The sequence below is a fragment of the Paraburkholderia sp. GAS333 genome (assembly GCF_050435665.1).
In the GTDB taxonomy this organism is placed as follows: domain Bacteria; phylum Pseudomonadota; class Gammaproteobacteria; order Burkholderiales; family Burkholderiaceae; genus Paraburkholderia; species Paraburkholderia fungorum_A.
In genome coordinates, this window is sequence record NZ_JBNDKS010000010.1 from 76,497 (window position 1) to 101,339 (window position 24,843).

The 24,843-nt window shown below is 63.6% G+C and carries 28 protein-coding genes and 1 riboswitch; of the genes, 23 read left to right on the plus strand and 5 right to left on the minus strand.

Features of this window, described 5'->3' with window-relative positions; translation table 11 throughout:
- Nucleotides 1–83 precede the first annotated feature (83 nt).
- The 5 genes from ABH945_RS32925 to ABH945_RS32945 form a co-directional block, all read right to left on the minus strand.
- The gene (locus ABH945_RS32925; protein WP_074766088.1) at nt 84–821 is read right to left on the minus strand and encodes a response regulator; all 738 of its coding nucleotides are present in this window, start codon (nt 819–821) and stop codon (nt 84–86) included.
- A 92-nt stretch (nt 822–913) separates the two neighbouring features.
- Nucleotides 914–1,546 (minus strand): hypothetical protein, encoded by a 633-nt coding sequence (locus tag ABH945_RS32930; RefSeq protein WP_429253461.1) that lies wholly within the window; start codon nt 1,544–1,546, stop codon nt 914–916.
- A 187-nt stretch (nt 1,547–1,733) separates the two neighbouring features.
- Nucleotides 1,734–2,195, minus strand: a complete 462-nt coding sequence (locus ABH945_RS32935; protein ID WP_074766084.1) for a hypothetical protein — start codon at nt 2,193–2,195, stop codon at nt 1,734–1,736.
- 255 nt (nt 2,196–2,450) lie between these two features.
- Nucleotides 2,451–3,254, minus strand: coding sequence for an SDR family NAD(P)-dependent oxidoreductase (locus ABH945_RS32940; protein ID WP_429253419.1), 804 nt, complete (start codon nt 3,252–3,254; stop codon nt 2,451–2,453).
- Entirely contained in the window at nt 3,251–5,002 is a 1,752-nt protein-coding gene (locus ABH945_RS32945) for an ABC transporter ATP-binding protein/permease (RefSeq protein ID WP_074766080.1), read from the minus strand. Before ABH945_RS32945 ends, ABH945_RS32940 begins: the two co-directional genes overlap by 4 nt.
- Nucleotides 5,003–5,421: 419 nt before the next feature.
- Nucleotides 5,422–5,545, plus strand: a riboswitch (TPP riboswitch).
- A gap of 219 nt (nt 5,546–5,764) precedes the next feature.
- On the opposite strand from ABH945_RS32945, the gene ABH945_RS32950 reads away from it, so the two are divergent.
- The 23 genes from ABH945_RS32950 to ABH945_RS33060 all read left to right on the plus strand — a co-directional run bounded on the left by ABH945_RS32950 (nt 5,765) and on the right by ABH945_RS33060 (nt 24,722).
- On the plus strand, nt 5,765–6,901 hold the full coding sequence (locus ABH945_RS32950; protein WP_074766078.1) for an FAD-dependent oxidoreductase: 1,137 nt from the start codon (nt 5,765–5,767) through the stop codon (nt 6,899–6,901).
- Nucleotides 6,902–6,985: 84 nt separating this feature from the next.
- Nucleotides 6,986–7,183 carry a sulfur carrier protein ThiS gene (gene thiS / locus ABH945_RS32955; RefSeq protein ID WP_074766076.1) on the plus strand — a complete coding sequence of 66 codons (198 nt, stop codon included), beginning with the start codon at nt 6,986–6,988 and terminating at the stop codon, nt 7,181–7,183.
- 30 nt (nt 7,184–7,213) lie between these two features.
- Complete coding sequence (locus ABH945_RS32960; RefSeq protein ID WP_143026269.1) at nt 7,214–8,053, plus strand: thiazole synthase; 840 nt, start codon at nt 7,214–7,216, stop codon at nt 8,051–8,053.
- On the plus strand, nt 8,050–9,153 hold the full coding sequence (gene thiE, locus ABH945_RS32965) for a thiamine phosphate synthase (protein ID WP_429253420.1): 1,104 nt from the start codon (nt 8,050–8,052) through the stop codon (nt 9,151–9,153). The genes ABH945_RS32960 and thiE overlap by 4 nt, the downstream gene beginning before the upstream one ends.
- 94 nt (nt 9,154–9,247) lie before the next feature.
- Nucleotides 9,248–10,069, plus strand: a complete 822-nt coding sequence (locus ABH945_RS32970; RefSeq protein WP_429253421.1) for an ABC transporter ATP-binding protein — start codon at nt 9,248–9,250, stop codon at nt 10,067–10,069.
- Nucleotides 10,066–10,833, plus strand: a complete 768-nt coding sequence (gene mlaE / locus ABH945_RS32975; RefSeq protein ID WP_074766070.1) for a lipid asymmetry maintenance ABC transporter permease subunit MlaE — start codon at nt 10,066–10,068, stop codon at nt 10,831–10,833. Before ABH945_RS32970 ends, mlaE begins: the two co-directional genes overlap by 4 nt.
- A gap of 89 nt (nt 10,834–10,922) precedes the next feature.
- Nucleotides 10,923–11,468 carry an outer membrane lipid asymmetry maintenance protein MlaD gene (mlaD, locus tag ABH945_RS32980; RefSeq protein WP_429253422.1) on the plus strand — a complete coding sequence of 182 codons (546 nt, stop codon included), beginning with the start codon at nt 10,923–10,925 and terminating at the stop codon, nt 11,466–11,468.
- An 11-nt stretch (nt 11,469–11,479) separates the two neighbouring features.
- Entirely contained in the window at nt 11,480–12,505 is a 1,026-nt protein-coding gene (locus ABH945_RS32985; protein WP_429253423.1) for an MlaA family lipoprotein, read from the plus strand.
- Nucleotides 12,506–12,619: 114 nt separating this feature from the next.
- The gene (locus ABH945_RS32990; RefSeq protein WP_429253424.1) at nt 12,620–13,252 is read left to right on the plus strand and encodes an MlaC/ttg2D family ABC transporter substrate-binding protein; all 633 of its coding nucleotides are present in this window, start codon (nt 12,620–12,622) and stop codon (nt 13,250–13,252) included.
- Entirely contained in the window at nt 13,249–13,545 is a 297-nt protein-coding gene (locus tag ABH945_RS32995) for an STAS domain-containing protein (protein WP_074766064.1), read from the plus strand. Before ABH945_RS32990 ends, ABH945_RS32995 begins: the two co-directional genes overlap by 4 nt.
- Nucleotides 13,546–13,714: 169 nt before the next feature.
- Nucleotides 13,715–14,647: an ABC transporter ATP-binding protein gene (locus ABH945_RS33000; protein ID WP_429253425.1), complete on the plus strand. Its 933-nt coding sequence runs from the start codon at nt 13,715–13,717 to the stop codon at nt 14,645–14,647.
- The gene (locus tag ABH945_RS33005) at nt 14,644–15,399 is read left to right on the plus strand and encodes an ABC transporter permease (protein ID WP_074766060.1); all 756 of its coding nucleotides are present in this window, start codon (nt 14,644–14,646) and stop codon (nt 15,397–15,399) included. The genes ABH945_RS33000 and ABH945_RS33005 overlap by 4 nt, the downstream gene beginning before the upstream one ends.
- 15 nt (nt 15,400–15,414) lie before the next feature.
- Nucleotides 15,415–15,654 (plus strand): BolA family protein, encoded by a 240-nt coding sequence (locus ABH945_RS33010; RefSeq protein ID WP_074766058.1) that lies wholly within the window; start codon nt 15,415–15,417, stop codon nt 15,652–15,654.
- Nucleotides 15,655–15,768: 114 nt separating this feature from the next.
- The gene (murA, locus tag ABH945_RS33015; protein ID WP_429253426.1) at nt 15,769–17,031 is read left to right on the plus strand and encodes a UDP-N-acetylglucosamine 1-carboxyvinyltransferase; all 1,263 of its coding nucleotides are present in this window, start codon (nt 15,769–15,771) and stop codon (nt 17,029–17,031) included.
- Nucleotides 17,028–17,714 carry an ATP phosphoribosyltransferase gene (gene hisG / locus ABH945_RS33020; RefSeq protein WP_429253427.1) on the plus strand — a complete coding sequence of 229 codons (687 nt, stop codon included), beginning with the start codon at nt 17,028–17,030 and terminating at the stop codon, nt 17,712–17,714. The genes murA and hisG overlap by 4 nt, the downstream gene beginning before the upstream one ends.
- Nucleotides 17,715–17,808: 94 nt before the next feature.
- Nucleotides 17,809–19,146, plus strand: a complete 1,338-nt coding sequence (hisD, locus tag ABH945_RS33025) for a histidinol dehydrogenase (RefSeq protein WP_429253428.1) — start codon at nt 17,809–17,811, stop codon at nt 19,144–19,146.
- A gap of 201 nt (nt 19,147–19,347) precedes the next feature.
- Nucleotides 19,348–20,418, plus strand: coding sequence for a histidinol-phosphate transaminase (gene hisC / locus ABH945_RS33030; protein ID WP_429253429.1), 1,071 nt, complete (start codon nt 19,348–19,350; stop codon nt 20,416–20,418).
- A gap of 114 nt (nt 20,419–20,532) precedes the next feature.
- Nucleotides 20,533–21,120 (plus strand): imidazoleglycerol-phosphate dehydratase HisB, encoded by a 588-nt coding sequence (gene hisB, locus ABH945_RS33035; RefSeq protein ID WP_074766048.1) that lies wholly within the window; start codon nt 20,533–20,535, stop codon nt 21,118–21,120.
- A 160-nt stretch (nt 21,121–21,280) separates the two neighbouring features.
- The gene (gene hisH, locus ABH945_RS33040; RefSeq protein WP_429253430.1) at nt 21,281–21,922 is read left to right on the plus strand and encodes an imidazole glycerol phosphate synthase subunit HisH; all 642 of its coding nucleotides are present in this window, start codon (nt 21,281–21,283) and stop codon (nt 21,920–21,922) included.
- A gap of 223 nt (nt 21,923–22,145) precedes the next feature.
- Nucleotides 22,146–22,898 carry a 1-(5-phosphoribosyl)-5-[(5-phosphoribosylamino)methylideneamino]imidazole-4-carboxamide isomerase gene (gene hisA / locus ABH945_RS33045; protein WP_074766046.1) on the plus strand — a complete coding sequence of 251 codons (753 nt, stop codon included), beginning with the start codon at nt 22,146–22,148 and terminating at the stop codon, nt 22,896–22,898.
- A 264-nt stretch (nt 22,899–23,162) separates the two neighbouring features.
- On the plus strand, nt 23,163–23,936 hold the full coding sequence (gene hisF / locus ABH945_RS33050; RefSeq protein WP_074766594.1) for an imidazole glycerol phosphate synthase subunit HisF: 774 nt from the start codon (nt 23,163–23,165) through the stop codon (nt 23,934–23,936).
- Nucleotide 23,937: 1 nt separating this feature from the next.
- Complete coding sequence (hisI, locus tag ABH945_RS33055; protein WP_171910238.1) at nt 23,938–24,348, plus strand: phosphoribosyl-AMP cyclohydrolase; 411 nt, start codon at nt 23,938–23,940, stop codon at nt 24,346–24,348.
- Nucleotides 24,345–24,722, plus strand: a complete 378-nt coding sequence (locus ABH945_RS33060) for a phosphoribosyl-ATP diphosphatase (RefSeq protein WP_074766044.1) — start codon at nt 24,345–24,347, stop codon at nt 24,720–24,722. Before hisI ends, ABH945_RS33060 begins: the two co-directional genes overlap by 4 nt.
- The last annotated feature ends 121 nt before the right edge of the window (nt 24,723–24,843 follow it).

A 24,843-nucleotide genomic window follows, 5' to 3' on the forward strand; every position in this document is an offset into this window, starting at 1 on the left:
CTTCGGTCTATGAAGCAACGCCCACGTCGAATGGTGTGTTGATACAGGTGAATTCACGCGCCGCATGCCGTGAAGACGGTGCTTCAGGCCAGCGTGCCACTCCGCTCAGCCGCACCGATCTCGCCGTCCGGCACGAACACGTAGCCGCGTCCCCACACGGTCTGCACGTAACGCGGTTCGGACGGGTCTACCTCGATTAGCCGGCGCAATCGCCAGATCGACACATCAAGGCTGCGATTGCGATGCGCCTCGCTGTTGCCGTGCAATTTCTCCAGCAACTGCGCGCGCGTGAGCACGGTCATCGCGTGCGTGACGAACACCTTGAGCATTGCGAATTCGCTGGAACGCAGCGAAATGCGTTCGCCGTCGCGGCGCAGTTCGCGCGCCGGGAAATTCACTTCGAAATGCCCGAAACGGTAGGGCGCACGCTGTTCAGGCGCGCTCGGCGCAATCGTGCCGCGACGGCGCAGCACCGTGCGGATGCGCGCGACCAGTTCACTCGGTTCGAAGGGTTTGCCGAGATAATCGTCGGCACCGAGTTCGAGACCGATCACGCGGTCGATCGGGTCGGCACGCGCCGTCAATAGAATCACGGGAATATCGTCGCCCGCGACGCGCAATGCGCGCAGCGCACTGATGCCGTCGAGTTCCGGCATCATGATATCGAGCACGATCAGCGCGGGACGCTCTTCCTGCAACGCGCGCTGAAGCGCCACGCCGTGTTCGAGCGTGGTGACTTTAAAGCCGCGTCCCTGCAGATATTCGCTGACGAGCTCTCGTACGACGGGGTCGTCGTCGACGACCAGGATGGATTGGTTCATTCAGGCCATCTTAGTGATCCTCACGCGCGGAGCAAAGCGCATGACGCTTTCGAATCCTTTCCCGCGTAAGACAAAGCAAGCAAACTGCGAACTTAATTGGCCTGCGACGTCTGAATGGTTTGCGGGGGGACCGGCGTGAATGCCTTTTTGTCGACCACCATCCGGTCGATCAGACCGGTGAGTTTGGTCGATGCCGACGAGAAGCGGTCGGTGTTGAGGCCGCCCGTTTGATAGCGTGCGGTGACGAGAATACGGCCGTCCTGGATCAACGTCAGGTCGATGATCGACAGATACTGGATCGATTCATCGCTGAACGAGCGGCGGCCGTAGTCGATCGCGGCGTTGTAGACGAGACGGGCCTCGCAACCAGCGGGTGAGGTGCCCGGATTGTAGACATCCGAACGAATTCCACGATGGCCGAGCGCCATTTGCAGCGACGGCACGAAATCGCCGACCGACACCGCCGGGTTCACCTCGATGCACACATGATGCAGATCGGCCGGCTGGCCGTTGACGAACGTCGGCGACGAATAGTTGGCGGCGATCGCGTAACCCGCCTGAATCACCGAACCGGTTGCGTCGGCGGCCGAGATCAGCGTCCATGCGCAACCGTTCAGCCCGAACGCGAGCGTGCCGGCGACGGCCAGCCACGCGCAGGGCCGCCGCAACATGACCCATGCAGTCCGTGGGACTCGCGTGAAAGCGTAAGCGTGGATGCTCGGCATGAAGGTCATGAGGCGTTGCCTGGTGGCGGTCAAAGGAAGCGGGATCGCAGCGGACGACAGCGTTTGCAGCGTTCAGGACTGCGTTTTCGGCGCCGTGTTCGCGACGGATTAGCGCCGTTTTCAGCGACGGGTTTTGCTTAAAGTCAGCGCCAGGTCGGCGCGAACTGAACGCGAACTCAGCGTGAAATTAGCGAACCACGCGCAGGCGCAATTCGTTTTGTCCCTGAACGCTTGCGGTGACGCTGACCCGGCGGTCGTCCGTCTTCACGATGAAATGCTGACGCGTCGGCGTGTTGACGTCGTGCACGACATTCGGGAAGCACGCGGCGATATCGGCGCCGATTTCCTCGAGCGGATCGTTGATCACGCCGTCGGCCTGCCAGTGCGCGCGCCAGTGGCAATCGTAGGAATGCTTGCTGGAGTTGCAGTCGTCGCCGTTTGCGACGCCCGGCAGGCGCGCGTCAGGTTGCGATTGCAACTGCTTGAAATCGGTGGCGTCGACGATGTGTTTGAGCGCGGGGCAAACGTCGGCGGGCTCGGCCGATTGAGCGGCTTGCGCTGCCTGCGCGGCACAGGTGAGCAGCAGGGCGGAGCCGAAAGCCAGCGCAAGGCGCTGGATCAAAGCAGAGGAGCGGCGATCGGATGACATGTGCGGAGAGTCCTGTAGCAGTGAATGACATGCGGACCGCACGTGGTACGGCCCGCACGACTATCGTCGCCGCCAGGCGGCATTTTCAAAGGGCGGAACAGCCCGCCCGCTTCGCAAATGCTTTCGAGTTGTTGTCGGGTATTTCTGGATGTTTCTTGATGTTGCCGGGCAGAGGTGCTTAGGCGGATTTTGTGATGATGTTTTGCTGCGTCGGCTGGGTGATTTCGGAAGCCGAAGCCGCGCTTCCATGTTCGCTCAGCCGAGCGTGAGACCGCCGTCGATATGAATCACCTGGCCGGTGATATGACGCGCTTCGTCCGACAGAAGAAACGCGATCAGCGCGGCAACATCGGCAGGTTCAGCGACATGGCCGAGCGGCGTTGCTTCGGCGGCGCGTTGCCATACCGATGCGTTATCGGCACTTGGGCCGCGATCCTTGCGGGTATAACCGGGCGCCACGCAATTAACGGTGACGCCGTACGGCGCCAGTTCAGCCGCAGCCGTTTTAGCCAGCGATTCAAGCGCTGCTTTTGCCGCCGCCGTCGCGGCAAACGGTGCGTCCGCGCGATAACGATGCGCGACGAAAGAACTCAGCGCGATCACGCGGCCGCGCTTTGACGTTTCCAGCGCGGGCATTGCGCGTTTGACGAGCGCCGCGAACGCGGCCGGCATCGCAGCAAAAGCGCTGCTGAATGAGTCGGGATCGAGCGCATTGAGCGCCTGACGTTGAGCATGTCCCGCGTTGGCGACCAGTTGATCGAGCGCGCCGAATGTCGCCAACGTCTGGTCGATCACATGTTCCGCGGCGCCACGTTCGGCGAGATCGCCGAATACTGTCGCGCAGATTGCGCCGCTCGCGCTGCATTCGGCGGCCACCTGCGCGAGACGTTCGCGGGCGGCATCGTCGGCGCCGCGCGAGTGCAACATCAACGATTGACGCGGCCCCGCGATACGACGCGCAAGCGTCGCGCCGATACCGGAACCGGCGCCGGTGATCAGCACGACGCGATCAGCCTTTGGGCTAATCACGTCGCCCGCATCGCGGCCGGCGTCGCTCATGCCGCGACAGGTTCGCCGGCACGCTCGACATCGAGCGTTTCTTCGTGGAACGCAGCCAGCGATTCGCGATGCGCGACGCTGACAATCGCCGCCTTCGGCAAGCGCTCGGTGAACAGGCGATAAAGACGCGCCTCGTTTTCCGCGTCGAGCGCGCTGGTCGCTTCGTCGAGGAACAGGTAGTCGGGCTTGTGCAGCAGCACGCGCGCACCGGCCAGACGCTGTTGCTCACCCGGCGACAGAATCCGCGTCCAGTGCCCCGATTCCTGCAGGCGATCCGCGTATTCCGACAGATGGCAGATGACGAGCGCCTCGCGGCATTCGTCGTCGGTATAGGTGTCGGCGGCCGAGGGGTAGGCGAGCGCCGCTTTCAGCGTGCCGATCGGCATATAACTGACCTGCGGAATGAACATCATGCGCGCGTTGACCGGTGCGTCGATCGCGCCGTCGCCAAACGGCCACAAGCCGGCGAGCGCGCGCATCAGCGTGCTCTTGCCCGCACCCGACGGACCCCGCACCAGCCAGCGCGAACCCGGCTCGATCGCGATATCGCGGATGCGCGACAGCGGGCTGCCGTTCGGCAGCGCGAGCTTGAGGCCTTCGGTGGAGAGGCGGTCTTCATCAACGAAATGCAGGTTGATGCCGCCATGTTCGGTAGCCGGCGACACCGACTCCTTCAGACGCGGCGCATGCACGACGCGCTTGAATTCGCGCAGCCGGTTCACCGTAGCGCGCCATTCGACGAGGCTGCCGTAACTGTTGATGAACCACGAGAACGAATCGCTGACGGTGCCGAACGCACTCGAAATCTGCATCAGCACGCCGAACGAGAACGCGCCGGCGAAGTAGCGGGGCGCGGCGACCACGATCGGGAAGATGATGGCGATCTGGCCGTAGAAGGCGGATACGAAAGTGAGCCGCTTGGTGTACTTCATCACCTGCCACCAGTTGTCGCGGATGCGGCCGAACAGCGAGTGCGCGTTCTTCTTCTCGACTTCCATGCCGTTGTAGAAGGCGATCTGTTCGGCGTTCTCGCGCAGCCGGATCAGGCCGAAACGGAAGTCCGCCTCGACTTTCTGCGCCTGGTAGTTGATCGGCACGAGCGGATGGCCCACCTTCTGGATGACGACCGAACCGATCACCGCGTACAGCGCCGCGGCCCACACCATGTAGCCGGGAATCTGCAGCGGCATGCCGCCGAGCGAGATGCTCAGCGCGCCGGCCAGCGACCAGAGGATCGTGATGAACGACACCAGCGTGACAACGGTGGACAGCAGGTCGAGGGTTAGCGACAGCGTGCTGGTGGCGAGCGATTGCAGGTCGTCGCTGATCCGCTGGTCGGGGTTGTCGGCGAGACGGTCGCGTTCGATCCGGTAGAAGGCGCTGTCTTTCAGCCACTCGTTCAGGTACCGGGTGGTGAGCCACTGACGCCAGCGGAATCCGAGCATCTGACGCAGATAACCGCGGTACACCGCGAGAATGATGAAGGCGAACGCGAGCAGCGAAAACACCATCAGCAGGTGCGGAAAATCGTGCACGTTCTTGCTTTGCAGCGCGTTGTAGAAGTCGGCGCTCCAGCGGTTCAGGCGCACATTGATCCACACGATAAGCAGGTTCATCACTACGATCGTGATGAGCAGGCCCCAGGCAACTTTTTTTTCCTCGGAGACCCAGTAGGGTTTGATCAGGCTCCAGGCGGAGACTTTTTCGTCTGGCGGCAGCGCGGGGCTGGCAGAGGTGGTCGGTGTCATGAGCGTCCTGATGAAGTGCTGGCCCGTTCGGAGCGGCCCGCTTGGGCAGACCCGGATGGGTTGGCTCGGTGCCGGGTTTCCCTTGCAGGCTGGCCCACCCTCGGGGCCGCTCTGCGGCGGATTCTCGGTACATGCCCGGGCGTCGTGCTCGACGAACGCGGTCCGGGTGAGCGTCCGATTCTGGCGCGAAGCCCTTAAGCGAAAATTAATTTTCGCTTAAGGGCTTCACCTCATGCCGTCGTGGCGTAAGCGGCTCGACAGGCCGTTCGCGCCGCGCTTCGACGACATGCGTCCGTGCATTGTGCCAGAGCGTTGCGCCCGCTCGCATCCGCGTAAAGAAATAGCGTGCCGGATCAATTCCGGCCGGCGCGACAGCCCGCTGGTTTGCGGGCTGCGCGCGTTTTATGGTCTAATGACCTTCGACGAAACAGGGGTGCTTCGCCCCTTGGCGGCGTGGTTTTCACGCCGTGGCGGCGAGGCTGAGAGAGACCCTTTGCACCCGATCCGGGTAATACCGGCGCGGGAAGTTTCCGGAAGCTACCAATCTTCCATTCCCCGCCGGGCGGCGTCCGTACATTCAGTGCGCGCGTGTTGTCCGGCCGGCTTTACCCGCCGGTTTCGTCCTGGGTACGTGCGATTTTTGCCGTACGGAAAGGACTCGATGACCGCCAATTCTTCAGATATGTGTTTTGCTCTTCGCCGCGTCGCTGCTGACGCGCCGTGCTTCAGCGTTGCCTTCGGCAACCGGACGGAGCGCGCACGATGAACCGTCCCACCTCCCCAACACCCGATTTCGCCGTGCTCGGCGGCGGTCTTAGCGGACGGCTGGTCGCGTGGCGTCTGGCAGGGCAGGGGCATCGCGTGGCGCTGTATGAGCGTGGCGACGCCGCCGGCACTCAGGCCGCAGCGTGGGTGGCAGCCGCGATGCTCGCGCCGCTCGCCGAAGCCGCCAGCGCGGAGTTGCTGATTACGCGGCTGGGCGCCAGTTCGCTCGACACCTGGCCGCAAGTGCTCGCGGAATTGCCCGAACCCGTGTTCTTCCAGCGCAACGGCACGCTGGTGGTCTGGCATCACGCGGATCGCACCGAAGCGCCTCTGTTCGAACGCCGGGTGCGTTCGAATGCGCCAGCCGAGTTGCTCGACGGCGGTTTCGTGACGCTGGCGGGTGCACAAGTCGGGGCAGCGGAGCCCGCTCTGGCAGGCCGCTTCAATCAGGGCTGGCTGCTGCCGCGCGAAGGTCAACTGGATAACCGTCAGGTGCTCGCCGCGCTGGCCGCGGGGCTCGCGCAACGCGGCGTCGACACTCACTGGAACACGCCGGTCGACGATGCCGCGCTGCCGCCCGCGCGCATCACGATCGACTGCCGGGGGCTCGGCGCGAAGCCCGCGCTGCCCACTTTGCGCGGAATTCGCGGCGAAGTTGCGCGTGTGCACGCTCCCGGCATCAAGCTGACGCGGCCGGTGCGGCTGCTGCATCCGCGTTATCCGCTGTATATCGCGCCGAAAGAGAACGATCTGTACGTGATCGGTGCGACCGAAGTCGAAGGCGAGGACATGTCGCCGGTCAGCGTGCGCTCGGCGCTCGAATTGCTGAGCGCGGCGTTTTCGGTGCATCCCGGTTTCGGCGAGGCTCGCATCCTCGAACTGAATTCGCAGTGCCGCCCGACGTTGCCGGATCACCGTCCGGCGCTGCTGTGGGACGGCGCGCAGACGCTGCGCGTGAACGGCCTGTACCGGCACGGCTACATGATCGTGCCCGAGGTCGCCGACGAAGCCGTCCGTTTCGCTTCAGCGCTGCTCGACGGCCGTGTGGGCGATGCCGACGCGTTCGCCGACTGGCGCCACGCCGCGCGCTGGAGCGAGCTTTTCCAACTGGATTCCGCGCGGGAGCCGGCATGAGCGTTGCGCGTCATAGGCGTTTTGCGCGATGCACTGTGCCGCTTCCGTCATCGATAGAACCTGCTTGAACCGTATTCGAACACCATGGACATTCATATCAATCAGAAGCCGTTGTCGTTGCCCGAAGGCGCGACTGTCGCCGATGCGCTCGCCGCGTTCGGCGCGCGTCCGCCGTTCGCGGTCGCGCTGAACGGCGATTTCGTCGCGCGCACCCAGCATGCCGCGCGCGCGCTGCAACCGGGCGACCGGCTCGATGTCGTGCAACCCGTGGCCGGTGGCTAAGCCCGCCACGCCTTGCCGGAGACAAAGACTATGCAAATGACTTCCCCCCAAACTGCTGCAACGGCTTCAACCGCCGACGCGCTCACGCTCTACGGTCAGACCTTCGCAAGCCGCGTGCTGCTGGGCACGTCGCGGTATCCGTCGCTGCAGTCGCTATCCGATTCGATCGACGCCGCGCGCCCCGGCATGGTGACCGTCGCGTTGCGCCGTCAGATGAACGAGGGCGGCGCCGAAGCCGGTTTCTTCGACCTGCTCAAGCGCCACGGCGTGCCGCTGCTGCCGAACACGGCGGGCTGCCTGACGGTCGGCGAAGCGGTGACGACCGCGCACATGGCGCGTGAAATCTTCGAAACCGACTGGATCAAGCTCGAACTGATCGGCGACGACTACACGCTGCAGCCTGACCCGGTCGGCCTGATCGAAGCGGCTGCGCAACTGGTCAAGGACGGCTTCAAGGTGCTGCCGTATTGCACCGAAGACCTGGTGATCGGCCGCCGTCTGCTGGACGCCGGCTGTGAAGCGCTGATGCCGTGGGGCGCGCCGATCGGCACCGGCAAGGGTGTGATCAATCCGTACGGCTTGCGCGTGCTGCGCGAGCGTCTGCCCGACGTGCCGCTGATCGTCGACGCCGGGCTCGGCGTGCCGTCGCACGCGGCTCAGGTGATGGAATGGGGCTTCGACGGCGTGTTGCTGAACACGGCCGTGTCACAGGCCACGCACCCCGATGCGATGGCGCGCGCCTTTGCACTGGGTGTCGAAGCGGGCCGCCAGGCTTATCTGGCGGGGCCGATGGCCGAGCGCGAAAGCGCGCACGCGAGCACGCCGGTGGTCGGCATGCCGTTCTGGCACCAAGACGGGAGCGCCGCATGACGCAAACACTGGCATTGAAAGACCGCGATTTGTTCTGGCCGCCAGCCGACGAACTCACCGAAGCCGCCGAGCGCATCCGCGCCCGTCTCGGCGACTGGCCGCCGACGCACGCGCCGTGGCGCATCTGCCTGAGCGCGCCGGACGCGCCGAACGGCGGCGACCTGATCGTGATCGCCGACGCCCAGCAGCACGGCGAGCAGGTGGCGCGCTGGCAGGTGCAGGGCGCGGGCGTGATCGAAGCCGCGCAAGGCAAGGCCGCGCTGCATCTGGGCGGTGAAACGTATCGTCTCAAAGGCCATCTGGCGGAAGACTGGATTGCCGCGCTGGCTGCGTTTCTGGATTGCGGTTTCGATCCGCATGACGCGCTGGTCCTGGCACTCGCCTGGCGCGACGGCGACGAAACCCGCGCAGACGATGCATTCCCGACCGATATCACACGCTTTCCGCGTCTTACCGGCTTGCCGGCTGCACCGGCGAAGGCGTTTCCGCGCTGCCCGGACCGGCTCGGTCTCTATCCGGTGCTGCCGACCGCCGAGTGGGTCGAGCGGGTGGTCGGTTTCGGCGTGAAGACGGTTCAGTTGCGCCACAAAGCGGCCGAACCCGCCGACGAACTGAAGCACGAAATCGCTCGTAGCGTGGCCGCCGGCCGCGCGCACGACGCGCAGGTTTTCATCAACGATCACTGGCGGGCGGCGCTCGAGGCGGGCGCTTACGGCGTCCATCTTGGTCAGGAAGATGTGCATACCGCAGACCTGTCGGCGCTGGCCGAGGCCGGCATCCGGCTGGGTCTGTCGACGCACGGTTTCTACGAAATCCTGAAGGCGCTGCACTTCCGGCCGAGCTACATCGCGCTGGGCGCAGTCTTCCCGACGACGACAAAGGTCATGCCGACGGCGCCACAAGGCCTCAAGCGCCTCGCCCGTTACGTGCGCCTGCTGGACGGCGTGGTGCCGCTGGTGGCAATCGGCGGGATCGATCTGGAGGTTTTGCCGCAAGTGCTGGCCACTGGCGTCGGTTGCGCGGCGGTGGTGCGGGCCGTGACCGAAGCGTCCGATCCGGCGGCTGCCGTTTCTGCACTGCAACAAGGGTTTACGCAATAATCGTCAGACTTCGTCAAGGGACAGGGCCCTTCACGGCAGCATTTGCATGATGGCCCTATAATTCGGCCTTCCGTGTAAAAGGACTGTCAGTTTCGTGTCTTCCTCCCCCGAGACCTTACTCGAGCTGCGCGACGTCGACTTCGGTTACGCCGACCGGCTCGTCCTGTCGAACCTGAATCTGCGCTTCAGGCGCGGCCAGGTCGTCGCGGTCATGGGCGGCTCGGGGTGCGGCAAGACCACGGTGCTGCGCCTGATCGGCGGTCTGGTGCGCGCGCAGCGTGGCCAGATCCTGTTTCAGGGCCAGGACATCGGCCGGCAAACGCGTGACGGCCTGTACGCGTTGCGCCGCAAGATGGGCATGCTGTTCCAGTTCGGCGCGCTGTTCACCGATATGTCGGTGTTCGAAAACGTCGCCTTCGCATTGCGCGAACACACCGACCTGCCCGAAGATCTGCTGCGCGACCTCGTGTTGATGAAGCTCAACGCGGTCGGTCTGCGTGGCGCGCGCGATCTGCTGCCGTCGGAGATTTCGGGCGGCATGGCGCGGCGTGTCGCACTGGCGCGCGCCATCGCGCTCGATCCCGAGCTGATGATGTACGACGAGCCGTTCGCCGGTCTCGATCCCATCTCGCTCGGCATTACCGCGAACCTGATTCGTGCGCTGAATCAGGCACTTGGCGCAACGTCGCTCCTGGTTACGCACGACGTGCCGGAATCGTTCGCGATCGCCGACTACGTCTACTTTCTCGCCAACGGCGGCGTTCACGCTGAAGGCACGCCCGCCGAACTGCGCGCGTCGACCGATCCGACGGTGCGGCAATTCATCGACGGCGCGCCCGACGGCCCGTTCAAATTCCATTACCCGAGCAAGACGCCGCTGGCGGCGGACTTCGGCATCGGCGGAGGTCAGTCATGATCAGTGCGATCGGTCGCTCGGTGATCGGCGGGCTGGGCACGGCCGGCTACGCCACGCGGTTTTTCCTGCGGCTGCTGCTCGAATTTTTCCCGTTGCTGCGCCGTCCGCGTCTTGTCACGAAGCAGATCCACTTCGTAGGTAATTATTCGCTGGTGATCATTGCCGTGTCGGGGCTGTTCGTCGGTTTCGTGCTCGGCTTGCAAGGCTATTACACGCTGAACCGCTATGGCTCCGAGCAGGCGCTGGGGCTGCTGGTCGCGCTGTCGCTGGTGCGCGAACTCGGGCCGGTGGTGACCGCCTTGCTGTTCGCCGGCCGCGCGGGCACGTCGCTGACGGCGGAAATCGGCTTGATGAAGGCAGGCGAGCAACTCACGGCAATGGAAATGATGGCCGTCGACCCCGTCAAGGTCGTGGTCGCGCCGCGCCTGTGGGCGGGCATTATCTCGATGCCGATCCTCGCCGCGATCTTCAGCGCGGTCGGCGTGTTCGGCGGCTATGTGGTGGGCGTGCTGCTGATCGGCGTGGATTCAGGCGCGTTCTGGTCGCAAATGCAAGGCGGCGTCGACGTGTGGCGCGACGTGGGCGCGGGGGTCATCAAGAGCGTGGTGTTCGGCCTCGCGGTGACGTTCGTTGCGCTGTTTCAAGGCTACGAAGCCAAGCCGACACCGGAAGGCGTGTCGCGTGCCACGACGAAAACCGTCGTGTACGCGTCGCTCGCGGTGCTCGGGCTCGATTTTCTGCTGACTGCATTGATGTTCAGCTAAGACTGCGCTGCACGTTTTCGTCCGGGGTCCGATAGCGGGCCGCCCGGCGGGAAGCGTCGACGGCGTGGCGGATTCACTTTGGGATGACGATGAAAAAGACTGCTCTCGACTTCTGGGTCGGCCTGTTCGTGGTGCTGGGTTTCGTGGCGTTGCTGTTTCTCGCGCTGAAGGCCGGCAACATGAGCTCGTTGTCTTTCCAGGCAACGTATCCGGTCAAACTCAAGTTCGACAATATCGGCGGACTCAAGGCGCGCGCGCCTGTGAAGAGTGCGGGCGTGACGGTCGGCCGGGTCGCGTCGATCGGCTTCGACAGCAATGCGTACCAGGCCGTTGTCACGATCGATCTCGACAAGCAATATCAGTTTCCGAAGGACACGTCCGCGAAGATCCTGACGTCGGGTCTGCTCGGCGAGCAATACATTGGGCTCGAACCCGGTGGCGACACCGAAATGCTTAAAGCGGGCGACACGATCTCGATGACGCAATCGGCCATCGTGCTGGAAAATCTGATTGGACAGTTTCTGTATAGCAAGGCCGCGGATTCGGGTGCATCGAAACCTGGTGCGTCGGCGCCCGCGTCGGCCGCTCCGGCTCCGGCGCCGGGTCTGCCTGCTTCCGGCGCCGCCGGCCAATAAGGAGAATAAGAATGCTGACCACACGTATCGGGGGCGCGCGCGCCTTTCGGCTGGGCAAAGTGGCGATAGCCGCGGCGCTGCTTGCCGGCTGCACGACAGTGCAGACGCCGACCAAGGGTGATCCGTTAGAAGGCCTTAACCGCACCATTTTCACGGTCAACGACAAGGTCGACCAGTACGCGCTGAAGCCGGTCGCCAAAGGCTACGTGTGGCTCACGCCGCAGCCGGTGCGCGACAGCGTGACGAACTTCTTCTCGAACATCGGCGACGTCTACATCGCGGCGAACAACCTGCTGCAGTTGAAGATCACCGACGGTGTCGAAGACATCATGCGGATCGTGATCAACACGGTGTTCGGTGTTGGCGGTCTGTTCGACGTGGCGACGCTGGCCAAGCTGCCCAAGCACGACAACGACCTCGGCCTGACGCTCGGTCACTACGGCGTGCCGGCGGGTCCTTACCTGGTGCTGCCGCTATTCGGGCCGAGTACCGTCCGCGATGCCGTGGGTTCGATCGGCAATTACTATGTGAATCCGCTGAGCTACATCCATCCGGACGGGCTGAGCTGGGCACTGTACGGCGTGAATATCGTCAATACGCGCGCGAATCTGCTGAACGCGAGCGACGTGCTGGAAGGCGCGGCGCTCGACAAATATTCGTTCGTGCGTAATGCGTACCTGCAGCGTCGCCAGTATCTGCTGTCCAACGGCAGCCGGAACCCGCAATCGCAGGCGCTGCCGAACTACGACGACGAAGCGCCTCTGCCCAAGTACGACGACGTCGACGGCGGCGCAGCCGGCGCACCGGCCGCTGCGGCGGCGGGCACGGCGGGTGCTGCAGCAAAGCCGGCTCCGGCATCGGGCGCGGTGACTGGCGCGCCTGAAACCGGCAGCAATGCGCAGGCTCCGGAAGCCGCGTCCGGCAGCGCGGAAACGCCGCCGCTCGACCTGAACGGCGGCCCCGAAACGACGCAGATTCCGGCCGGCCAGTTGGTTCCGCCGCAGCGTTTCAACTTTCCGTCATTCAAATTGCGCTAAACGTGCAGCCGTAACAGATCGATACGACTCTCGCAGTTTGCGCATGGATTGCTGTCGAACTCGCGTGGTAAGGTCGGCTCAAACGGTTGCACTATTTTTAAGGCAAGGCTCGATATGAAAAAATTTTTCCTGATTCCGCTGTTTGCTGCGTTGTTCTCGTTCGTCAGTGCAGGTGCATCGGCACAAACTGTCGACAGCAATTCGCCCGATGGCATGATCAAGACCGTCACCCAGCAGGTGATCGACGCGGTTCGCAGCGATAAGTCGATCCAGCAGGGCGACATCTCGCACATCACCAAACTCGTCAACGAAAAGATCCTGCCGTACACCGATTTCCGCCGCACCACGCAACTGGCGATGGGCCGTAACTGGCGCAGCGCCACGCCGGCGCAGCAGGACCAGGTCGTCGAACAGTTCAAGATGCTGCTGATCCGCACTTACTCGGGCGCGCTCGCTCAGGTGCGCGACCAGCAGATCCAGTACAAGCCGTTCCGCATGAATCCGGATGACACCGACACGGTGGTGCGCTCGGTCGTGATGAACAACGGCTCGCCGATCGAACTCGACTACCGTCTGTACAAGACGCCGCAAGGCTGGCGCGTGTATGACATCAACGTGCTCGGCGCATGGCTGATTCAGGCGTATCAGCAACAGTTCAACGAACAGATCCAGCAGAAGGGCGTGGACGGACTGATCGCGTTCCTGACGCAGCGTAACCAGCAACTCGCCGCAGGCAAGCAGTCGTGAGCGAAGTGCTGAGCCCCGTCGCGAACCGCTTCGAAAGCGGCGCGACGCTCACCCACGAGAGCGCGAAAGCCGCGCTCGCGGCGGGTTTGCAACGTATCGCGGCAGGCGCGAACGGCGTGGATTGCGCGCCGCTCGCGCAATTCGATTCGTCCGCGCTGGCGGTTCTGCTCGCGTGGGAACGCGCTGCCCAGGCACGCGGTATCAAGTTTGAGATTGTGAATCTGCCGGCTGGTCTCGCCAGTCTCGCGCAAGCCTACGGCGTCGATACGCTTCTGTCATCGTCCCGACATTGACGCTTCACTAGCGTCATCCCCAATCCCCCAAGCGGGGCGGGGCCACTGATTTTTGCCCTATAATCAAACGTTTTTTGGGGCATCTAACCGGCCCCAATTTCGTCTCTCCCAGCATTTTTGCGCCCCCTCAGGGCTCCTTTAGGCGCCGCGTCCCACGCGGCCCATAGTCATGTCAGCCATAGAAATTCGTAACGTCAAGAAGCGCTACAAGGACTTGCAGGCGCTCAAGGGCGTCAGCCTCACGGTCGAAGAAGGCGAGTTCTTCGGACTGCTCGGTCCGAACGGCGCGGGTAAGACGACGCTCATCAGCATCCTCGCCGGTCTCGCGCGCGCCGATGAAGGCAGCATCGCGGTCCGTGGCCACGACGTGGTGACCGACTTCCGCGACGCGCGCCGCTCGCTCGGCGTGGTGCCGCAGGAGCTCGTATTCGATCCGTTCTTCACCGTCCGCGAGACGTTGCGCATTCAGTCCGGCTACTACGGGCTGCGCAACAACGACGCGTGGATCGACGAGATCATGGCCAATCTCGACCTCACCGACAAAGCCGACGCCAACATGCGCGCGCTGTCGGGCGGCATGAAGCGCCGCGTGCTGGTCGCGCAGGCGCTGGTGCATCGTCCGCCGGTGATCGTGCTCGACGAGCCGACCGCGGGCGTCGACGTCGAGTTGCGTCAAACGTTGTGGAAATTCATCTCGCGCCTGAATCGCGAAGGTCACACGATTGTGCTGACCACGCACTATCTGGAAGAAGCCGAGTCGCTGTGCGATCGCATTGCGATGCTGCGGCGCGGCGAGGTGGTCGCGCTCGAACGCACCAGCGCGCTGTTGCAGCGCTTTGCCGGTATGCAACTGTTCGTGCGTTTCGCGCAGGGCGTGCTGCCCGCCGAGTTGCGTCCGCTCGAAGTGGAAAGCGGCGCGGGTAACGGCAATGGCCGTCAGCATCTGCTGCGTCTGTCGAGCTATGACGAGGTCGAGACGATTCTCGCGCAGTGCCGCGCAGCGGGCTGTACGTTCGAAGAAATCGAGGTCCGCAAGGCCGACCTCGAAGATGTGTTCGTTCAGGTGATGAACGGTCCGGAAGTGATCGAGGGGCTTGCATGAGCGGTTTTCGTACGCTGTTTTACAAGGAACTGCTGCGGTTCTGGAAGGTGGCGTTCCAGACCGTGCTCGCGCCGGTCATCACCGCGCTGCTGTATCTGACCATCTTCGGCCATGCGTTGCGCGGCCATGTGCAGGTGTATCCGGGTGTCGAATACACGAGCTTCCTGATCCCCGGTCTCGTGATGATGAGCGTGTTGCAGAACGCGTTCGCTAATAGTTCGTCGTCGCTGATCCAGTCGAAGATCACCGGCAACCTCGTGTTCGTGCTGCTGCCGCCGCTGTCGCACTACGAGATGTTCGCCGCTTACGTGCTCGCCGCGGTCGCGCGCGGGCTCGCGGTCGGTTTCGGCGTGTTCATCGTGACGATCTGGTTCATTCCGGTCAGCTTCACCGCGCCGCTTTACATCATTCTGTTCGCGATTTTCGGCGCGGCGATTCTTGGCACGCTCGGCCTCATCGCCGGTATCTGGGCCGAGAAGTTCGACCAGCTGGCCGCGTTCCAGAACTTTCTGATCATGCCGCTCACGTTCCTGTCGGGCGTGTTCTATTCCACGCACACGCTGCCGCCGGTCTGGCGCGAAGTGTCGCGGCTCAATCCTTTTTTCTACATGATCGACGGCTTTCGCTACGGTTTCTTCGGGATGTCGGATATCAATCCGCTCGTGAGCCTTGCGATCGTCGCCGGTTTCTTTGTGGTGCTGGCCGCGATCGCGATGCGCATGCTCGCGACCGGCTACAAACTGCGCCACTGATCAGGAGCTTCTCTCATGTTGCCGACTCCAGAACAGGTCAAGCAATACATCGCCGCCGGACTCGCTTGCGAGCATCTTCAGGTTGAAGGCGATGGCCAGCATTTCTTCGCGACCATCGTGTCGCCGAGCTTCGAAGGCAAGCGCCCGATCCAGCGCCATCAACTCGTGTATGCGGCGCTCGGCGACCGCATGCGCGAAGAAATCCACGCGCTCAGCATGAAGACGCTGACGCCCGCCGAATGGCAGAACGCGTAATCTGGAAATTTAGTGCGAATTACTCAAGATGGACGCGACGCCGGTAGCGGCGCGTCGAACACAAAAGTCAACGCAGCCCAGGCTGATGGCCGGGCAGATCAGGAACTGACAGGCATGGATAAACTCGTCATTGAAGGTGGCTACCCGCTGTCGGGTGAAGTCGTCGTCTCGGGTGCGAAGAACGCGGCGTTGCCGATCCTGTGCGCGGCGCTGCTCTCCGCGGAGCCGGTGCATCTGGAGAACGTGCCCGATCTGCAGGACGTTCGCACGATGCTCAAGCTGCTCGGCCAGATGGGCGTGAGGATCGAGAGCGGCGAAGGGCGGGTGTCGCTGGACGCGTCGAAGGTCGACAACGTCGTCGCGCCGTACGAGATGGTCAAGACCATGCGCGCGTCGATCCTCGTGCTCGGCCCGCTGGTCGCGCGCTTCGGTCACGCGCGGGTGTCGCTGCCGGGCGGCTGCGCAATCGGCGCACGTCCGGTGGATCAGCACATCAAGGGTCTTCAGGCGATGGGTGCCGAGATCACGATCGAGCACGGCTTCATCGAAGCGCGCGCGAAGCGTCTGAAGGGCGCGCGCATCGTCACCGACATGATCACCGTGACGGGCACTGAGAACCTGCTGATGGCGGCGGTGCTCGCCGAAGGCGAGACCGTCATCGAGAACGCGGCGCGTGAGCCGGAAGTCAGCGATCTGGCGCATCTGCTGGTGTCGATGGGCGCGAAGATCGAAGGCATCGGCACGGATCGCCTCGTGATTCAGGGCGTCGACAAGCTGCACGGCGCGAAGCACACGGTCATTCCTGATCGCATCGAAGCCGGAACGTTCCTGTGCGCGGTGGCCGCAGCCGGTGGCGACGTCACGTTGCGCAAAGTGCGTCCGCTGATTCTCGAAGCCGTGACTGAAAAGCTGCGCGAAGCCGGCGTCACGATCGACGAAGGCGACGACTGGATGCGCGTGCGCATGGACAAACGTCCGGCCGCCGTGACGTTCCGCACGTCCGAGTACCCGGCGTTCCCGACCGACATGCAGGCGCAGTTCATGGCGCTGAACACGATCGCGGACGGCACCTCGCAGGTCGTCGAAACGATCTTCGAAAACCGCTTCATGCACGTGCAGGAACTGAATCGCCTCGGCGCAAGCATCACGATCGACGGCAATACCGCGCTCGTGAACGGCGTCGAGAAGCTGTCGGGCGCGAAGGTGATGGCGACCGATCTGCGCGCGTCCGCAAGCCTCGTGATCGCTGCGTTGCGTGCCGAAGGCGAGACGCTGATCGACCGTATCTATCATCTGGATCGCGGCTACGACCGGATGGAAACCAAGCTCAACGCAATCGGCGCGAAAGTGCGTCGCGTGTCCGGGAGCCAGGCATGAGTTCGATGCCGCAAACTTCGTCGTCGCCGGCGGTGAACGCACCGCTCACGCTGGCGTTGTCGAAAGGGCGTATCTTCGAAGAAACGTTGCCGCTGCTCGCCGCAGCCGGCATCGAAGTGACTGAAGATCCGGAAACCTCGCGCAAGCTGATTCTGCCGACTACCGACGCGAACGTGCGCGTGATCATTGTGCGAGCGACCGACGTGCCGACCTACGTCGAATACGGCGCAGCCGACTTCGGCGTGGCAGGCAAGGACGTGCTGCTCGAACATGGCGGCGGCGGTTTGTATCAGCCGGTCGACCTGGATATCGCGCGCTGCCGGATGTCGGTCGCGGTCGCGGCGGGTTTCGATTACGCGAACGCGGTGCGCCAGGGCGCGCGCCTGCGCGTGGCGACCAAGTACGTTGAAACCGCACGTGAGCATTTTGCCGCCAAGGGCGTTCACGTCGACCTGATCAAGCTGTACGGTTCGATGGAACTGGCACCGCTGGTCGGCCTCGCCGACGCGATCGTCGACCTGGTCAGCTCCGGCAATACCCTGCGTGCCAACAATCTTGTCGAGGTGGAGGAGATCATGCAGATTTCGTCGCGCCTCGTTGTGAACCAGGCGGCGCTGAAGCTCAAGCGCGCCGCATTGCGGCCGATTCTCGACGCGTTCGAACGCGCGTCGCAAGCCGGCTGAGCGGCGTGATGGCGTGATGGCGCGAGCGTGGTCCGGTCGTGGTCACGCTGTCCTTCACCCGCTATCAGGCGCGCCTTACCGAAACGGATAACGTATGTCTATCAAGATTCGCAAACTCGATTCCACCGCTCCCGACTTCCACAAGTCGCTGCACGCGGTGCTCGCGTTCGAGGCGAGCGAAGACGAAGCAATCGAGCGCTCGGTCGCGCAGATTCTGACCGACGTGAAGGCGCGCGGCGACGCGGCGGTGCTCGAATACACGAACCGCTTCGACCGGCTCGACGCGAAGAGCGTCGGCGCGCTCGAATTGCCGATGTCGGAACTGGACGCGGCGCTCGAAAGCCTGGAGCCGAAGCGCCGCGCGGCGCTCGAAGCGGCGGCGGCGCGGGTGCGCGGTTATCACGAGAAGCAGAAGATAGAGTGCGGCAGCCATAGCTGGCAGTACACCGAGGCCGACGGCACGGTGCTGGGCCAGAAGGTCACGCCGCTGGATCGCGCGGGCATCTACGTGCCGGGCGGCAAGGCGGCGTATCCGTCGTCGGTGCTGATGAACGCGATTCCGGCGCGGGTGGCCGGCGTGCGTGAAATCGTCATGGTCGTGCCTACGCCGGACGGCGTGAAGAATCCGCTGGTGCTCGCTGCTGCGCTGCTGGGCGGCGTGGATCGCGTGTTCACGATCGGCGGCGCGCAGGCGGTGGCGGCGCTGGCCTACGGCACGGAAACCGTGCCGGCGGTCGACAAGATCTGCGGCCCCGGCAACGCGTATGTCGCGTCGGCGAAGCGTCGCGTGTTCGGCACGGTCGGCATCGACATGATCGCCGGACCGTCGGAAATTCTGGTGCTGTGCGACGGCACAACCGACCCGCGCTGGGTCGCGATGGACCTGTTCTCGCAGGCCGAGCACGACGAACTCGCGCAGTCCATCCTGCTGTGTCCGGACGACGCATTCATCGCCCGCGTCCACGACGCGATCAACGAATTGCTGCCGACCATGCCGCGCCGCGACGTGATCCGCCAGTCGCTCGAAGACCGGGGCGCGCTGATCAAGGTGCGCGACATGGCCGAAGCCTGCGCCATCGCCAACGAAATCGCGCCGGAACACCTCGAAATCTCGGCGCTGGAACCGCATCAGTGGGGTCAACTGATTCGCCATGCCGGCGCGATTTTCCTTGGCCGCTACACCAGCGAGAGCCTCGGCGACTATTGCGCAGGCCCGAATCACGTGCTGCCTACGTCGCGTACCGCACGGTTCTCGTCGCCACTGGGTGTCTATGATTTCTTCAAGCGCTCCAGTGTGATCGAAGTCAGCGCGGAAGGCGCGCAGACGCTCGGCGAGATCGCCGCCGAACTTGCCTACGGTGAAGGCTTGCAGGCGCACGCCCGCAGCGCCGAATACCGGATGCGGCAGAACAACAACAACGAACGCGGCTAATGCCAATAGCGGGCGTGGCGCCGCGCAGCTGATGCAGAAGATGTAAGACGCCGGGGTGTCCAGCCGATACCCCCCGCGAACTTCAGCGACAGATTGCAGGCGCCAGCCCGTTCAAAAACGACAATACAGACGAGCCGGAACGGCCCGTGTGCCGCCCCGAAGCCAGGGCGGCACGTTATTCGCGTCCCGTTCCCGAGACCTATGACGACACCACACGACATCATCCGCGGCGACGTGCTCGCCATGACGAGCTATCCGGTTCCGGACGCGACGGGCTTCATCAAGCTCGACGCGATGGAAAATCCGTTTTCGCTGCCGCCTGTGCTGGCCGCGCATCTCGGCGAGCACCTCGGCGGGGTGGCGCTGAATCGCTATCCGGCGCCGCGTCCCGAAGCGTTGATCGAAAAGATCAAACGCGTGATGGGTGTGCCGACCGGCTGCGATGTGCTGCTCGGCAACGGCTCGGATGAAATCATCAGCATGCTGTCGATCGCGTGTGCGAAGCCGGGCGCCAAGGTGCTCGCGCCGGTGCCGGGTTTCGTGATGTACCAGATGTCGGCGAAGCTGGCGAACCTGGAATTTGTCGGTGTGCCGCTGAAAGCCGATTTCTCGCTCGACACCGAAGCGATGCTCGCGGCCATCGCCGAGCACCAGCCGGCGATCGTCTACCTCGCGTATCCGAACAACCCGACCGGCACGCTGTTCGACGAAGCCGACATGGAGCGCATCATCGCCGCCGCGAGCACGAGCCTCGTGGTGATCGACGAGGCGTATCAACCGTTCGCGCAGCAAAGCTGGCTGCCGCGCGCCGACGAGTTCGACAACGTCGTCGTGATGCGCACGGTGTCCAAACTCGGACTGGCAGGCATCCGCCTCGGCTATCTGGTCGGCAAACGCGTCTGGCTCACCGAACTCGACAAAGTGAGGCCGCCGTACAACACCAACGTGCTGACGCAGGCCGCCGCCGATTTCCTGCTCGATCACGTCGACGTACTCGACGCGCAAGCCGCGCAATTGCGCGAAGAACGCACCCGGCTCGCCGATGCAGTGGCCGCATTGCCGGGCGCCGAAGTGTTCCCGAGCGCCGGCAACTTCCTGCTGGTGCGCGTGCCCGATGCGTCCGTTCTGTTCGAAACCCTGCTCACTGCACGGGTTCTGATCAAAAACGTGAGTAAAATGCATCCATTGCTGGCCAATTGCGTGCGTTTGACCGTCGGTTCCCCCGAAGAAAATGCGCAATTGCTCGCCGGACTGAAACTCGTGCTGCATTGAACGGCTTGCCGAACGGCCGCGTGAGCGCTCTCCGCCAAACTGGACAGCGCGCGCGGCCAGCCGTTTTTCCACCCCACACTACTATCGCTTTCTAGCTCGATTCGAGGAATTACCATGCGCCTTGCGGAAGTCGTTCGCAACACCAGCGAAACGCAGATCCGTGTGAAGATCAATCTGGACGGCACCGGTCAGCAGAAGCTGGCCACCGGCGTGCCGTTTCTGGACCACATGCTCGACCAGATTGCACGGCATGGATTGTTCGACCTCGACATCGAAGCGCATGGCGACCTGCATATCGACGACCACCATACGGTCGAAGATACCGGCATCACGCTCGGCATGGCCGTCGCGAAAGCGATCGGCGACCGCAAGGGCATTCGCCGTTACGGTCATTCTTACGTGCCGCTCGACGAAGCGCTGTCGCGTGTCGTGATCGACTTCTCCGGCCGTCCGGGCCTCGAATTCCATGTCCCGTTCACGCGGGCGCGCATCGGCACGTTCGACGTCGATCTGTCGATCGAGTTTTTCCGCGGCTTCGTCAATCATGCGGGCGTGACGCTGCATGTCGACAACCTGCGCGGCCTGAATGCCCACCATCAGCTGGAAACGGTGTTCAAGGCGTTCGGGCGTGCGTTGCGCATGGCCACCGAACTGGACGAGCGCGCCGCAGGACAGATTCCGTCGACCAAGGGCAGCCTCTAAGCGACGCATTGACCCATGCATATCGCGTAATCCATGCAGCATGGGTCGTTCGACGCGGAACTCGCGCTACGAAGCCGGACCTGAATCAAAAGCAGGCATTTGCAGTACAGACGGCGAAAATCGGCGTCGGTGGATTGAAGGCATTGCAGCCAAATTTGAGATGAAAACTTCGATAGCGATTGTGGATTACGGAATGGGCAACCTGCGTTCGGTTGCCCAGGCATTGCGCAAGGCCGCGCCGGAAGCGGACGTGGCGATCGTCGACCGGCCCGAAGCGATCCGCGCGGCCGATCGCGTGGTGCTGCCGGGGCAGGGCGCGATGCCCGACTGCATGCGCAGTCTCGCCGAGTCCGGCTTGCAGGAAGCGGTGCTTGAAGCGTCGCGCAGCAAGCCGCTGATGGGCGTGTGCGTCGGCGAGCAGATGCTGTTCGACTGGAGCGCCGAAGGCGATACGCCGGGCCTCGGCCTGCTGCCGGGTAAGGTGCTGCGCTTCGATCTGGAAGGTCAGATTCAGGACGACGGTTCGCGCTTCAAGGTTCCGCAAATGGGCTGGAACCGCGTGCGTCAGGCGCAGCCGCATCCGCTGTGGGACGGTGTCGCCGACAACGCGTTCTTCTATTTCGTGCACAGTTATTACGTGCAGCCGGACAACGCGGCCCATACGTCGGGCGAAACGGTGTACGGCGTGCCCTTTACCTCGGCGGTAGCGCGGGATAACATCTTCGCCACCCAATTCCACCCGGAAAAGAGCGCCGACGCGGGGCTGCGCGTGTATCGCAATTTCGTGCACTGGAACCCGTGAGCGCCTTTCTTCATCCCGTAGCCATGCAACGTCCCGCCACAAGCGGGGTGTCTGCCATGCGCCACAACCGTAGCACCACGATTTCGCTCGACCTGCTCGCGAACGACGCACCGCAAGGGCGTCGAAAGAGTTGTACTAAACTAGCGAAACGGCGTTCAGACGGACTGGTCGACCAGCCGCTGCCGCCAACCTTCAACCCCTTCCCAGACAACACCCGATTGCTATGCTGCTGATTCCCGCCATCGACCTGAAAGACGGTCACTGTGTCCGCCTCAAACAAGGCGATATGGACCAGGCGACGATATTTTCCGAGGAACCGGCGGCAATGGCCCGACATTGGGTCGACCGTGGCGCCCGTCGTTTGCACCTCGTCGATCTGAACGGCGCGTTCGCCGGCAAGCCGAAGAACGAAGACGCGATCCGGGCGATCATCGAAGAAGTGGGCGGCGAGATCCCCGTGCAGTTGGGCGGCGGTATCCGCGACCTGAACACGATCGAACGCTATCTGGACGACGGTCTGTCGTACGTGATCATCGGCACGGCGGCGGTGAAGAATCCGGGCTTTCTGCAGGACGCCTGCACGGCGTTCGGTGGCCATATCATCGTCGGGCTGGACGCGAAAGACGGCAAGGTTGCGACCGACGGCTGGAGCAAGCTGACCGGCCACGAAGTCGCCGATCTCGCGCGCAAGTTCGAGGACTACGGCTGCGAATCGATCATCTACACGGACATCGGCCGCGACGGCATGCTGCAAGGCATCAACATCGAAGCGACGGTGCGTCTCGCGCGCGCGGTGAAGATTCCGGTGATCGCAAGCGGCGGTCTGTCGAATCTGACCGACATCGAATCGCTGTGCGAAGTCGAAGACGAAGGCATCGAAGGCGTGATCTGCGGCCGCGCGATTTATTCGGGCGACCTGGACTTCGCGGCGGCGCAAACGCTGGCCGACCGTCTGCGCGAATCGGACGACGCTTAATACAAGGCAGCTTGCCGCAGCCGCAAACGGCGGCCGTTTGTGGTTGCCGTGCCTTGCGGCCGGATTCGATGGCGGCATCCGGTTAGCGCGTCCGGTCTTTCGCGGCACGCCACAACCGGCAACGCGGCACGCCGGCAAGACGCAGCAAACCGTGTCGGCATGACCTCACGCGCGGCGCGACGCGGCTCATCGCGCCGGCACCGTGCCGCTTTCCTGCTTGCGGGCGAGCGGCCTCATCAGCGGTATTGGCAGAATTGCAAGATCATGGCTCTAGCTAAACGCATCATCCCCTGTCTCGACGTCACGGCTGGCCGCGTGGTCAAGGGCGTCAACTTCGTCGAACTGCGCGATGCAGGCGACCCGGTCGAAATTGCCCGCCGTTACGACGATCAAGGCGCGGACGAACTTACCTTCCTCGACATCACCGCGACGTCGGATCAGCGCGATCTGATCCTGCCGATCATCGAAGCCGTGGCTTCGCAAGTGTTCATCCCGCTGACGGTCGGCGGCGGCGTGCGCGCGGTCGAGGACGTGCGGCGCTTGCTGAACGCGGGCGCGGACAAGATCAGCATGAACTCGTCGGCGGTGGCGAATCCGCAACTCGTCAAAGACGCGACGGACAAATACGGCTCGCAATGCATCGTCGTCGCGATCGATGCAAAGCGCGTTTCCGCCGATGGCGAAGCGCCTCGCTGGGAAGTGTTCACGCATGGCGGCCGCAAAGCCACCGGCCTCGAAGCGGTCGAATGGGCGCGCAAGATGGCCGAACTCGGCGCAGGCGAAATCCTGCTGACCAGCATGGACCGCGACGGCACCAAGAGCGGTTTCGACCTCGCGCTCACGCGCGCGGTGTCGGACGCGGTGCCGATTCCGGTGATCGCATCGGGCGGCGTCGGCAACCTGCAGCATCTGGCCGACGGTATCAAGAACGGTCACGCGGACGCTGTGCTGGCCGCGAGCATCTTCCACTACGGCGAACACACCGTGGGCGAGGCCAAGCGCTTCATGGCCGATCAGGGCATTTCGGTGAGGTTGTGACGTGGTGAATCCCTCGGCAGTGAATTGGCTCGACAAGGTCAGGTGGGACGCGAACGGCCTCGTACCGGTGATTGCACAGGAAGCGTCGACGAACGACGTGCTGATGTTCGCGTGGATGAACCGCGAAGCTCTGGCGAAGACCATTGAATTGGGCCGCGCGGTGTATTTCTCACGCTCGCGTCAGCGCCTGTGGTTCAAGGGCGAGGAGTCTGGCCACGTGCAGCATGTGCATGAAGTGCGGCTCGATTGCGACGAAGACGTCGTGTTACTGAAGGTCGAGCAGGTGTCGGGCATCGCGTGCCACACCGGCCGTCACTCGTGCTTTTTCCAGAAATTCGAAGGCTCGGTGGACGATGGCGACTGGGTTGCCGTCGATCCCGTGCTGAAAGACCCCGAACACATCTACAAATGACGCAATCCACGCAAGCTTCCACGAACGACACGCTGCTGCGTCTCGCGGCGATCATCGACAGCCGCAAGGGCGGCGATCCGGACGTTTCCTATGTGTCCCGTCTTTTCCACAAGGGCGACGACGCGATTCTGAAGAAGATCGGCGAAGAAGCCACCGAAGTCGTACTGGCCGCGAAGGACACGCGCCACGGCGGCGCGCCGAAGGCGCTGGTTGGCGAAGTCGCGGACCTGTGGTTCCACTGCCTCGTGATGCTGTCGCACTTCGACCTGAGCCCGGCGGACGTGCTCGCCGAACTCGAGCGCCGCGAAGGCCTGTCGGGTCTCGAAGAAAAGGCGCTGCGCAAGAGTCTCGAGCGCGAACAGAACGGCGATTGAACCGTGACCGGGCAGGGCGGGCGTCGCTTGCGTGCCAATTGATCGCGCCCTGCTTGAAGTTGGCCGCTCCGGCGTCCACATTGCTCTGAACGTATCTGACGCATCTTCGGGAGGACGCAAG